This window comes from Deinococcus koreensis, assembly GCF_002901445.1.
In the GTDB taxonomy this organism is placed as follows: Bacteria; Deinococcota; Deinococci; order Deinococcales; family Deinococcaceae; genus Deinococcus; species Deinococcus koreensis.
Window position 1 is genome coordinate 145,859 of sequence record NZ_PPPD01000003.1, and the last position, 11,858, is coordinate 157,716.

At 70.9% G+C, this 11,858-nt stretch carries 9 protein-coding genes; 8 read left to right on the forward strand and 1 reads right to left on the reverse strand.

Annotated features, from left to right (window positions below):
- The first annotated feature begins 395 nt into the window (after positions 1-395).
- Positions 396-1,712 (forward strand): S8 family serine peptidase, encoded by a 1,317-nt coding sequence (locus CVO96_RS19050; protein ID WP_103314040.1) that lies wholly within the window; start codon positions 396-398, stop codon positions 1,710-1,712.
- A gap of 34 nt (positions 1,713-1,746) precedes the next feature.
- Complete coding sequence (locus CVO96_RS19055) at positions 1,747-4,383, forward strand: tetratricopeptide repeat protein (protein WP_103314041.1); 2,637 nt, start codon at positions 1,747-1,749, stop codon at positions 4,381-4,383.
- Positions 4,384-4,428: 45 nt separating this feature from the next.
- Here the strand turns inward: CVO96_RS19055 and CVO96_RS19060 are convergent, their stop codons facing one another.
- Positions 4,429-4,887 (reverse strand): response regulator, encoded by a 459-nt coding sequence (locus CVO96_RS19060; RefSeq protein WP_103314106.1) that lies wholly within the window; start codon positions 4,885-4,887, stop codon positions 4,429-4,431.
- Positions 4,888-4,949: 62 nt separating this feature from the next.
- On the opposite strand from CVO96_RS19060, the gene CVO96_RS19065 reads away from it, so the two are divergent.
- From CVO96_RS19065 to CVO96_RS19090, 6 genes are all read left to right on the forward strand, one after another.
- Positions 4,950-6,188, forward strand: a complete 1,239-nt coding sequence (locus tag CVO96_RS19065; RefSeq protein WP_103314042.1) for a PAS domain-containing sensor histidine kinase — start codon at positions 4,950-4,952, stop codon at positions 6,186-6,188.
- Between the two features lie 52 nt (positions 6,189-6,240).
- A complete protein-coding gene (locus CVO96_RS19070; protein ID WP_103314043.1) occupies positions 6,241-7,158 on the forward strand; it encodes an NADP-dependent oxidoreductase in 918 nt (305 codons plus the stop codon).
- Between the two features lie 278 nt (positions 7,159-7,436).
- Entirely contained in the window at positions 7,437-8,231 is a 795-nt protein-coding gene (locus tag CVO96_RS19075; RefSeq protein ID WP_103314044.1) for a LamB/YcsF family protein, read from the forward strand.
- Between the two features lie 50 nt (positions 8,232-8,281).
- Positions 8,282-9,907, forward strand: a complete 1,626-nt coding sequence (gene pxpB, locus CVO96_RS19080) for a 5-oxoprolinase subunit PxpB (protein ID WP_103314045.1) — start codon at positions 8,282-8,284, stop codon at positions 9,905-9,907.
- Positions 9,904-10,722 (forward strand): SDR family NAD(P)-dependent oxidoreductase, encoded by an 819-nt coding sequence (locus tag CVO96_RS19085; protein WP_103314046.1) that lies wholly within the window; start codon positions 9,904-9,906, stop codon positions 10,720-10,722. The genes pxpB and CVO96_RS19085 overlap by 4 nt, the downstream gene beginning before the upstream one ends.
- Before the next feature lie 17 nt (positions 10,723-10,739).
- On the forward strand, positions 10,740-11,852 hold the full coding sequence (locus CVO96_RS19090) for an NAD(P)/FAD-dependent oxidoreductase (RefSeq protein ID WP_103314047.1): 1,113 nt from the start codon (positions 10,740-10,742) through the stop codon (positions 11,850-11,852).
- The last annotated feature ends 6 nt before the right edge of the window (positions 11,853-11,858 follow it).

Sequence of the window (11,858 nt, forward strand, 5' to 3'; positions counted from 1 at the left end):
ACGTCAGGAGGCCGACGAAGCTGGCCCGTCCGGGTTCTGAGCAAGGCCTGGATCAGCTTCGGCGAAATCACCACCACTGCCCTCTGGCACGGCTCCCGAATTTCTGACCGGCCGTTCACGTCGGCTGGCACGCTCTTTTTGTGACTTGAATATGACTTAAGACTTGATAAAGCCCGCTGGAGCGATCTCCACGACCCCCGGCGGGGGCGTAGCCGTCCTGGCATCCGAGTCACAGGGCAGTCACAGTGCATCGGCACACTCGGGAAGAACTTCGCCCCAGGCGCGTTCTCGGCGTCCCATTGGTCGGGCCGCCTGCCCCTTAGGGTGCGCCGTGTCTTTCTGGCGCCTCACGCCACGCCTGGCCCGCCCCGCGATCTGCAGCAAAGGAGCCTTCCATGTCACTCACCTCGAATTTCAGGTTCAGCCTCGCCTCCCTGACGCTCCTTCTGCTGGCCGGATGCAGCCAGGTGCAGGGCCCCCTCCAGGCAGCCCCCAGTTTCGCTTCCACAGCGACCGTGACCCTGCGGGCGGGCGATACCCGTGCGTCGGTAGAGGAGGCCTCCCACGGACAGGTGCTGGTCTGGCGTCCTGAGGCTGGCTTCGCTGTTCTCGGACTGACGGGCGGGGCTCAGGCTGGTCTGCACGCGCAGGCTGTAGGCGGCGCACAGGTCGAGGACAACCTGGGGATGATCACTGGAGGCGGCGCCACGAGCGCCTGGAACGCGCCGGGCGTGGCGGCCAGCGGCCGGGCCTACTTCTGGGGTGGAGGCCGGGCGTATTTCTGGGGTGGAGGTCGGGCCTACTTCTGGGGCGGGGGAGCTGGTGTTGTCGGTGGTCTGAGCGAGAATTCTGCGCTCTGGAAGCAGACCAACCTGAAGGGGGCCTGGGCGCTTGCGCCGCGTCTCGGCGAAGGGGTCACGGTCGCGATCATCGATACCGGTCTCGACCAGGGACACGAAGCGTTCCAGGCTTCGCTCGTGCCCGCCTCACAGCGCTGGGACTTTGTCGGGCAGGATGCTGACCCGCAGGAGGAGGGCACGTTTGATGACGCCCTCTACGGCCACGGTACCAACGTCGCCGGGATCGTCCTGCAGGTCGCTCCGCACGCCCGCATCATGCCTATCCGGGCGCTCCGCCCGGACGGCAGCGGAGACACCACTTCCGTGGTGCAGGCCATCGACTGGGCCGTGGAGCATGGGGCCCAGGTCATCAACCTCTCGCTGGGCTCAGTTCAGAAAACCGGGGTGCTCAAGCGCATGATCAACTACGCCACCGAGCAGGGCGTCTATGTGGTGGCCTCGTCGGGCAATTCCGGAGACCGGCACATCACGTACCCGGCCCGCTATGGTCAGGAAGGGGGCCGGCTCGGCGCTCTGTCCCTGGGTGTGGGCAGTGTGGACGCACAGGATCGCAAGTCCAGCTTCTCGACCTACGGGAGGGAACTGGAGGTCACGGCGCCGGGCGAGCAGGTTTTCGGCCCGGTACCCGGCAATCTGGTGTCTTCCTGGAGCGGCACCTCGATGGCCGCGCCGATGGTCTCCGGTTCACTGGCCCTGGCCCTTGGGCAGCCGCTGAAGGTCAAAGCGCAGGAACTGACCGATCAGCTGGTCAAGAGTGGGGACGATGTCAGCAGGCTCAACCAGCCCTACAGGGATGAGCTGGGCCGGCGCCTGAACATCGGTGCCTTTATCGAAGCGGCCGTCCGGCCCTGAAGAGGGCGCGTCTCTCCCACCGGGAGGAGTCCTGATGACCATACTGTCCCCCCCGCCCACCTTGCCCCTGCCTCAGCGGGCCCATCTGGATGGACTGTTGTCCGCAGCGGCAGCGCTGCTGCCCTCCGATCCCGGCCGCGCTCTGGAACTCTCCACGGAGGCCCTCAGGGTTACGGTCGCCAGTGAGCCACTGGGAGAAGCTCAGGCCCGGCTGGGCGTGGGACAGGCCCTGCACCGGCTCGCGCAGTTTCAGGAAGCACAGGAGGAACTGGAGGTCGCGGCCGCGATCTATCGGCGGTGCGGAAACGCGGCCGGTCAGGCGGCCAGCCTCATTACCCTGGGCAAGGTGAGCCGGGAACTCGGGGAACCCGCCAGGGCCAGTGAACATCTGACCCTGGCTCTGGAACTGGCCCGCGCCGCCGGGAGCGTGCCCCTCGAAGCGGAGGCCCTGAACCAGCAGGCCGTCCTGCTGCAGATGAGTGGGCAGGCGGCGCCGTCCCTGGAGTGCTTCAGGATGGCGCTGTCGCTGAGAGAAGACCTGGGCGACGTCGCTGGGACGGCGCAGGTGCTGAACAACATCGGCCAGGTGCATCTGAGTCAGTTGCAGCATGGTGAGGCGTTGCTGGCTCTGCAACGGGCCTTCGAACTGCTGGCCGATCTGAATGACCCGGTGCTCTCGGCCCAGTGCCTGATGACCATCGCCCACGTGTACGAGGACATCGACGACCTGGCGCAGGCTTATGACCACCACCGGAGGGCCTACGACCTGGGGCGAACCGGGGGCAACCGACTGGTCGAGCTGTACAGCCTGAACAACCTGGCCGGGGCCGCGTTCCATCTCGCCAAGCATGAGGAGGCCCGCACGCTGTTCACGCGGGCGCTGGAGCTGGCGGGCGAGGTCGGGCAGCGCTACCTGCAGGGCTGCGCCCATCACGGGCTGGGTCAGGCGGAGTGTGTGCTGGGAGATTTACCGCGTGCCCTGGAACACCACCGCCAGGCCCTCGCGATCGCCAGCGAACTCGGCGACCCGGCCGGCGAGGTAGACGCCCGACTGGGCCTGGGCGAGACCTACCTGCGCCGCGGCGAGATCTTTCAGGCCATCGAACAGCTCGATCTGGCCCTCCCCCTGGCCCAGCAGGGCGAGCAGCACCGCGCGGTGGTGGAGGCCCACCGGCTGCTGGCACAGGCGCACGAGCGGGCCGGCGACCTGCGCCAGACGGTCGTGCATCTGCGTGCCCAGCAGGCGCTGACCCAGACCCTGGCCGGAGAACAGCGCGAGCGGCAGACCCGGCAGCTGACCGTGCAGTTCGATGTGGAGCGGGCTCACCATGAGGCCGAGCTGTACCGGATGCGGACGGAAACCACCCAGCGCGCCTACGAGGAGGCCGAGGCGCGGGTCGAGCGCCGCACCCGTGAGCTGGCCCGCGCCCAGGTCGAGGTGCTCACCCGCCTGGCCAACGCGGCCGAGTTCCGGGACGACGTGACCGGCGAACATACGCTGCGCGTGGGCCAGGTGGCCGCCCTGCTCGGCGCCCAGCTGGGCCTGTGTGCCGACGAGGTCGCTCTGCTGCGCCTCGCCGCCCGGCTGCACGATGTGGGCAAGATCGGTATTTCCGACCTGATCCTGCTCAAGCCCGACCGGCTCACCTCCGACGAATTCGAGCGGATGAAGGCCCACACCCTGATCGGCAGCCAGATCCTGTCGGGGGGCGACTCGCGCCTGCTGCAGATGGCCCAGGAGATCGCGCTGTCTCACCACGAGCACTGGGCCGGGGGCGGTTACCCGGCAAGACTCATCGGCGCCGCCATTCCCCTGAGCGCCCGCATCGTGGCGGTGGCCGATGTCTACGACGCGCTCTCCCACCAGCGGCCGTACAAGCGCCCCTGGACGACGCCGGAGGTGCTCGCCGAACTGCAGCGCCAGTCCGGGCGGCAGTTCCAGCCGGAGATCATTGCGGCCCTGATGTCCCTCCACGAGTCGGGCGCCTTGCCCCTGCGCTCACTGGGGGCTGGAGACGATCAGGTGCTCGACATCCTGGTTCGTTCGGGGGCCGCTGCCGACAGCGAGAACGGCCTGGCGGGTGTCCCGGCCGCCCAGGACACGCAACTGCTCGCCGAGCACCGGGCGCTGGAATCCCGCTATGCCCAGGCCCGCGATGAAATCCGGACGCTGCAGGTGGCGGCCTTTACCGACGCGCTGACCGGGCTCGCCAACCGCCGGGCCTTCGAGGCGGATCTGGAGTCCGCGCTCGTGCAGGCCGAGCGACACGGGCACCTGCTCGGCGTCCTGTCCATGGATCTCGACGGCCTGAAGGGCCTGAACGACGCCCAGGGCCATGACCAGGGCGACGCCCTGCTGCGCGCGGTGAGCCACGCCCTGCAGGAGCAGTTCGCGCCGCATGGCCGGCTGTACCGCATCGGCGGAGACGAGTTCGCGCTGATCGCGCCTCAGCTCTCGGGGCAGGCCGTCGGGGCCCTGCAGCTCGGCCTGCAGCGGGGCATGGCCGAGGTGCGCCGGAGTGGCTTTCCCCACGCTGCGGTCAGCTTTGGCCTGGCCACCTACCCGGACGAAGCCAGCACCCAGGGGGACGTGGTGAGACTCAGCGACCAGCGCATGTATCTGCAGAAGGCGTCCCGCCGCAGCCCGCCGCTGCGGGTCACGCTGCACTGAACGGCGCGACGCCCCCGCTGCTCCCCGCCGCCCGGTGCGGCGCGCTCAGCGGGCGGTGTCGGCCAGGTCGGCCAGCTTGGGCAGGCTCACCACGCCCTGCCAGTAGGCCTGGATGGTCGTCATGACCTTCACGTATTCCGCGTAGGTGCCGGGCTTGATCACGTACCCGCTGGCCTGGAAGTCGTAGGAGCGGTGGATGTCCTCGGCGGCGTCGGAGGTGGACAGCACCAGCACCGGGATGCTGCGGATCGACTCCAGCCCCTTGGCCTGCTCCAGAAACTCGTGCCCGCTCATGACGGGCATGTTCAGGTCGAGCACGATCAGGTCGGGGCGCGGGGCCTCCTCGTACCCGGTTTCGCGGCGCAGGAAGCGCATGGCTTCGTGGCCGTTGACCACATGGTGCAGGTGCATACCCGGCGAGGTGTCCTCGATCATTTCCTGGAACATCAGGGCGTCGGCCAGCTCATCCTCGACGAGGAGCAGGTTGAAGGGCGGGCGGGTCATGGGCATAATTTATCGCAGATGCCCGGCCCACCCGAAGTCTGTCCGCTCTGCCCGGGTGTGGGGTGACGCCCGGCGCCGTCCGGGAGCGCACCTTTTCCCTGGCCGCCCTCGACTCCCTGCTCTTCAGCATCGCCATCCTGGACGCCGAGGGCACCATCCTGGAGGTCAACGAGGGCTGGGTGGCCTTCGCCGGGGCCAACGGCGGGGGCGACGATGTCGGCCGCAACTATCTGGCCATCTGCGACGCGGCCGAGGGCGAGGGGAGCGACGTGAGCCGGGCGGTGGCCCAGGGCATCCGGGCCGTCATCGCCGGCGACCTCCAGTACTTCGAGACGGAGTATCCCTGCCACACGCCGCAGCGGCCCCAGTACTTCCGGGCCAGGGTGAGCGCCCTGCAGGGCGGCCAGCCGCTGTACATGGTCATCCACGAGGACATCAGCCAGCGCCGCCTCGCTGAACTGGAGGTCACGGCCCTCAACCGCACTCTGGAGGAGCGCGTGGAGGAGCGCACCCGCGAACTGGAGGCCAGCCGCGCCGCGCTGAGCGAACTCAACGCCCGTCTGGAGCGCAGCCAGCGTGAGCTGGAGCAGAAGAACGCCGCCCTGGAGGCCAGCAACCGCGACCTCGCGCAGTTCGCCTTCGTGGCCTCCCACGACCTGCAGGAGCCGCTCAGAACCATCGGGGTCTATGCCGACGTCCTGCGTCACCGCTACCAGGGCACGCTGGACGCCCGCGCCGACGGCTACCTGGGACAGATCGGCGATCAGGTCGTCCGTGCCCGGGCCCTGGTGCGCGACGTGCTGGCCCTGGCCCGCGTCAGTGTCCAGGCGGAACTGGCCCCGCTGGACGTGGCCGCGCTGTGGGCCGATCTGACCCCCACCCTGCCCTGGCCGCCCGACGCCCGCTGGAGCTGTGATGTCCTGCCCACGGTGCAGGCCAACGAGGGGCAGATCTGGCAGCTGCTGACCAACCTGCTGGGCAACGCCATCAAGTTCCGGTCGCCCGCGCCGCTGCGCGTCCACCTGAGCGCCGAGCGACCGAGTCCTGACCGGATGAGTCCTGGGCTGGACGGCGAGCAGGTGCGCTTCACCCTGAGCGACAACGGGATCGGTCTGGCCCCCGAGCACGCCGAACAGGTGTTCGTGATGTTCAAGCGCCTCCAGAGCCGGGGCATGGACGGCGGCAACGGGATCGGCCTGGCGGTCTGCAAGAAGATCATCGAGCGGCACGGCGGCCGGATCTGGATCGATCCCCACGACGGCCCGGGCACCACCATCCACTTCACGCTGCCGGCGGCCTGACCCGGCGGGGGCCACCGTCCCAGGCCCGAGCCCGGCCCCCCGGAGGACATCCATGAAGGCAATGATCATCGAGCACTACGGCGACCCCGACGTCCTCACGCCCGCCGAGCTGCCCACCCCGGAACCGGCACCGGGCGAAGTGCGGCTGCGGGTGCAGGCCGTGAGCGTCAACCCCGTGGATTTCAAATGGCGCCGGAACGGGCCGTTCAAGACCTTCCCGGTGGTGCTCGGCTGGGACGTGTGCGGAGTGGTCGACGCCCTGGGAGCGGGCGTCACGGACTTCCGGGTGGGCGACGCGGTCTACGGCATGGTGCGGTTCCCGCAGGAAGGCCGGGCCTACGCCCAGTTCGTCACGGCGCCCGTGGGCGATGTGGCCCACAAGCCAGCCACGCTCAGTCCCCGAGAGGCGGCGGCCCTGACCCTGGCGCCGCTCACCGCCCATCAGGCCTTCGAGCGCATGGATCTGCGCCGAGGCCAGACCGTGCTGATCCACGCGGCCGCCGGGGGCGTCGGCCACCTCGCTGTGCAGCTCGCTAAGGTGCGGGGAGCCCGCGTGATCGCCACGGCCTCGGGCCGGAACCTCGACTTCGTGCGGTCGCTGGGCGCCGACGAGATCGTGGACTACCGCGCCCGGCCTTTCGAAGAGCAGGTGCGCGGAGTGGACGCCGTGCTGGACACCGTGGGCGGCGACACCCTGCCCCGCTCCTTCGGGGTGCTCCGCAGGGGGGGCACGCTGATCTCGATTGCCGGTCAGCCGTCTGCGGAGGAGGCGGAGCGGTGGGGCGTGCGGGCCGAGCGCATCCTCGTTTACCCGTCCCGCGCGCATCTGGAGCTGCTGGGCAAGCTCGTCGAGGCGGGCCGGCTGCGGCCCCATGTGTCCCAGACCTATCCGCTCGAAGAGGTGGCCGAGGCCCACCGCGCCCTCGAAACCGGACGAACCGTGGGCAAGATCGTGCTGGACGTCGGCTGATCGGGGAAAGAGAGTCGGGCGTTCCGGAGGGTCGGGTGTGTGGTGGTCTGCAGAGAGGCCCGGACAGAGGTGCCCTCCCTTCGGAGCGGTGCGATCATTCGACGCGTGGGGAGGACAAGCGGCTCCTGCCGATTCGCCCCAGGAACGTCCACATGTGTGTGTGTAAAGCTGTGTACAACCTGAATCTGGCGTGGAGGCCCGCTAGGCACCCGTCTCGCCGGACATCCAGTCACGCGCCCACCGGGCACGCGCCGACGCGCTTAGAATGAACACCCCAGATGAAGACCTCCATCGACCTCAATGCCGACGCAGGCGAGTCCTACGGCGCCTGGGTCATGGGCGACGACGAGGGCCTGTTTCCGTACCTGAGCAGCGTGAACATCGCCTGCGGCTTCCACGCGGGCGATCCCCTGACCATGCAGGCCGCCGTCCGGCGCGCCGCGCAGCATGGCCTGGGCGTGGGGGCGCACCCGAGTTACCCCGACCTGCCGGGCTTCGGGCGGCGCATCCTGGAGGCCGCGCCCGAGCAGGTCTACGCCGACGTGCTGTACCAGGTCTCGGCGCTGGCGGGGATGTGCCGGGCGCAGGGGGTGGCGCTGCGGCACGTCAAGGCCCACGGCGCGCTCTCGACCCGCGCCTGGACGCACGCCCCGACGGCCGCCGCCATCGCCCACGCCACGCACGATGCCGATCCGACCCTGCCGCTGGTCGTGCTGCCCGCCACCCTGCTGGAGACCGAGGCCCGGCGACTCGGGGTTCCCGTGGTGCTGGAGACCTTTCCCGAGCGTGCATACCTGCGGGACGGCCGGCTGGCTCCGCGCTCCATGTCCGGCTCCAGCATCCACGACCCCCGGGAAGCCGCGCGGCGCGCCGTGATGATGGTGCGGGAGGGCCGGATCGAGGCCCTGGACGGCGGCCACTTCGGGTTCGAGGTGGACACGCTGTGCATTCACGGAGACAACCCGAACGCGGTGGAGATCGCCCGGGCGATCCGGGCCGCGCTGGAAGAGGCGGGCATCACGGTGCGCGCCTTTCCCGTCCCACCCGCGAGCGGGCCGCAGGCACAGCGGTGAGCTGCCCGCCAGCATTGCCGCTTGGGTGCCCTGCCCGGTCAGGACGCTGAATGGAGGGAACGCGCGGCCACTCCGCCGCTGATCTCGGCGGCCTGTCCCTCCCCAGCGGCTTCTATGTCCAGTTCGCGGATCGCCTCGACCTGACACAGAACGCCCGCCTGCACGCCCTCCACCGGGCGCTGCGGCAGGATCTGCCGCCGGGGGTGACCGACCTGTGCCCCGGCTACGTCAACCTGTATGTGGAGTTCGATGCCGCCCAGGTGGCCCCGGACGAGGTGCGGGCCTGGGTGGGCCGCCACCTGCGCGGTCTGGACGACGGGCCGGCGTGGACGGGCCGCGCGCTCGAGCTGCCCGTGCGCTACGACGGGATGGATCTGGCCGACGTCGCCGCCCGAACCGGCCTGGACGAGGCGGAGGTCGTCCGGCGGCACAGCGGGCGCGAGTACCACGTGTACGCCGTGGGCTTCACGCCGGGCTTTCCCTTCATGGGCGAGGTGCACGAGTCCCTGCAGCTGCCGCGCCGCGCCACGCCGCGGCCTGCGGTGCCCTTCAACGCCGTGGCCATCGCGGCGGCCCAGACCTGCGTGTATCCGCTGCCGTCGCCGGGGGGCTGGAACCTGATCGGCACGCTGCTGAGCACCGTGTACGACCCCCACCGGCCGGAGCCCTTCACGCTGGCGCCGGGCGACCGGGTGCGCTTCGTGCCGGCCGATGGCCCGGCGCCCGAGCTGCCGGCCATCCGGGAACTGTGGCCCCGCTCGCCCCAGTTCCCGGCGCTGCGGGTCGAGCGCGCCGGGCTGCTCGACCTGCTCATGGACGCCGGCCGCATGCGCCAGGGCCACCACGGGCTGGCCCGCAGCGGCTTCCTCGACGAGTGGGCCGCGGGGCGGGCCAACCGGCTGGTCGGCAACGCCCCCGGCACTCCACTGCTGGAGCTGACCCTGCGCGGCCCGAGGCTCACGGCCCTGCGCGACGTCCGGGTGGCGGTCTCCGGCTTCGGTCTGGCGCCCCTGGGCTGGCGGCTGGATCAGCCCTTCGGGCTGCGGGCGGGGGAGACGCTGGAGTTCCGCTCCACGTCCAGCGGGGCGCGCGCCTATCTGGCATTGGCCGGCGGGCTGGAGACCTCGCCCTTCCTGGGGAGCAGCAGTGTGGATCTGCTGGGCCGGGTCGGGCGTGCGCTGCAGGCCGGCGACGTGCTGGGGCTGGAGGTGCCGGGGCGGGCGGCGGAGCCGGTGCCCGCCGCCACGCCGACTGAGGACGAGCCGTGCACCATGCCGGGCGCCGTTCGCCTGCGCCTGCTGCCCGGCCCACAGGCGACCCTGGACGCCCTGCAGGCGCTCGGCCGCGCACCCTTCCGCATCACCGGCCTCGACCGCATGGGCCTGCGCCTCTCCGGCCCGCCCGTGCCCGGCGGACAGGTCATCAGCGAGGCCACGCCGCTGGGCGCCGTGCAGGTCACGCCCGCGGGCGACCCTATCGTGCTGCTGGCCGACCGGGGGCGCCTGGGGGGCTACAGCAAGCCCGCCGTGATCCACCCGCTCGACCTGCCGCTGGCCGCGCAGCTGCGCCCCGGACAATCGGTTCATCTCATTCCCGACCTGTCGGGCCCGCCGGACGTGTGGGCCTGGCGCTGGCATCAGCCGCTCGGTCGGCGCACCCCTGGAGGACTCCCATGAACATCAATACGAGAAGATTCGAGAACAAGGTCGTGCTGGTCACGGGCGCGGCCGGCGGCATCGGCCGCGCGGTGGCCCTGCGTTTCGCCGCCGAGGGCGCGCGGGTGGCCGTCAACGACTTGGATGCAGGAGCTGTCCAGGCAGTCGTGGACGAGATCAAGGCGGCCGGCGGACAGGCCCTGGCCGCGCCGGCCGACGTCTCCAGTGCTCCGCAGGTGGACGCCATGTTCAGCGCCACCGAGCAGACCCTGGGCCATGTGGACGTCCTCTACAACAACGCCGGCCTGATCGACACCACCCGCCATTTCCTGGACGGCGACGAGGCCTGGTGGACGCGCATCGTGGCGGTCAACCTGGGCAGCGTCTTCCTGTGCTCGCACCGGGCCGCCCGGATCATGGCCCGGCGGCGGCGCGGGGTGATCATCAGCACGTCCTCGGGCGGCGCCACGCGGGCGCACCGGGGCAACGTGGCCTACGACGCCACCAAGGGCGGCATCGAGGCGATGACCCGCGCCATGGCGCTCGACCTCGCGCCCTACGGCATCCGGGTCAACGGGGTGGTGCCGGGGTTCATCAACACTTACGGCCTGACCCAGGAGCAGCTGCGCGAGCGCGAGCAGACCGTGCCCCTGGGCCGCTACGGCGTGGCCGACGACATGACCGGCGCGGCGCTGTTCCTGGCCTCCGACGACGCCGCGTACATCACCGGGCAGTTCCTGGCGGTCGACGGCGGCGTGCTGGTGCAGCAGCGCTCGGCCAACGTGGACACCTTCCCGGTCGCCGGCTTCCCGGTGGTCGAGCCCGACCTCGCGTGAGGCCCCCCGGCGGCCCCATGCGGGCCGACATCGTGGTGATCGGGGCCGGCATCATCGGCGCGGCGTGCGCCTGGCGGCTGGCCGAGCGCGGCCTGAAGGTCGTGGTGATCGAGCGGGGTTCGCCGGCGGGCGGCTCAACCGGGCGGAGCGTGGCGGGCGTGCGCCACCAGTTCGGCAACGAGACCAACATCCTGCTGGCCCGCGAGAGCATCGCCGAATACGCGGCCATGCCCGAGTCCGGCTACCGCGCCGAGGGCTACCTGATGCTGGTGCCCCACGCCGGCTGGGAGCGTCACCGCGCCGCCGTGGAGCTGCAGCGCCGCCTCGGTGTGCCCACCCGGCGGCTGACCCCGCAGGAGGCCCAGGCCCACGTTCCCTTCGTCCCGGATGGCCTGGGCGGCTGCAGCCACTGCGCGCTCGACGGCCGGGTGGACGCCCACAGCCTGACCTCCGAGTACGTGCGCCGGGCCCGCTCCCAGGGTGCCCTCTTCCTGCTGGACACTCCGGTGACCGGTATCCGACGCCGCCAGGGCCACTGGGAGGTGAGCCACCCCACGGGCCGGGTCGAGGCGCCTCTTCTCCTCAACGCGGCCGGCGCGTGGTCGGGTGGGATCGGCACCCTCGCGGGTCTGGACATTCCCGTGTGGCCGGCGCGCCGCATGGTCTTCACGACCGCGCCCCTGAAGCTGCCCCGCCCGGTGCCGATGGTCTTCGATCTGGCGAGCGGCGTCTACCTGCGCTCCGAGGGCGAGCGGCTGATCCTGGGCCGGGCCGATCCCCGCGACACCGGCTGGCGCGAGGGGATGGACTGGGACTGGCTGGAACCGACCCTGGAGGCCGCCCTGGGGCGCTTTCCGTGGCTGGAGGCGGCCGCCCTGGATCGCCGAGCCAGCTGGTGGGGCTACTACGAACTCACCCCCGACGAGGAGCCCATCGTGGGCCGCCTGCCCGGCGCCGAGGGCTGGATCAACGCCTGCGGCTTCTCCGGGCACGGCGTCATGCAGGCCGCCGCCATCGGCCGGGTGGTGGCGCAGCTCGCCGTCGGTGAGACTCCGTTCATCGACCTCTCGCCGCTGCGCTACGAACGCTTCGCCGAGGGCGATGGGATCGGGCCGGATATCCAGGTCTGATGGGAG

Excerpts from the sequence above, each read along its gene's own strand:
- CVO96_RS19050 (WP_103314040.1), top strand. The coding sequence starts at position 396 with ATGTCACTCACCTCGAATTTCAGGTTCAGCCTCGCCTCCCTGACGCTC.
- CVO96_RS19055 (WP_103314041.1), top strand. The coding sequence starts at position 1,747 with ATGACCATACTGTCCCCCCCGCCCACCTTGCCCCTGCCTCAGCGGGCC.
- CVO96_RS19060 (WP_103314106.1), bottom strand. The coding sequence starts at position 4,887 with ATGACCCGCCCGCCCTTCAACCTGCTCCTCGTCGAGGATGAGCTGGCC.
- CVO96_RS19070 (WP_103314043.1), top strand. The coding sequence starts at position 6,241 with ATGAAGGCAATGATCATCGAGCACTACGGCGACCCCGACGTCCTCACG.
- CVO96_RS19075 (WP_103314044.1), top strand. The coding sequence starts at position 7,437 with ATGAAGACCTCCATCGACCTCAATGCCGACGCAGGCGAGTCCTACGGC.
- pxpB (WP_103314045.1), top strand. The coding sequence starts at position 8,282 with ATGGAGGGAACGCGCGGCCACTCCGCCGCTGATCTCGGCGGCCTGTCC.
- CVO96_RS19085 (WP_103314046.1), top strand. The coding sequence starts at position 9,904 with ATGAACATCAATACGAGAAGATTCGAGAACAAGGTCGTGCTGGTCACG.
- CVO96_RS19090 (WP_103314047.1), top strand. The coding sequence starts at position 10,740 with ATGCGGGCCGACATCGTGGTGATCGGGGCCGGCATCATCGGCGCGGCG.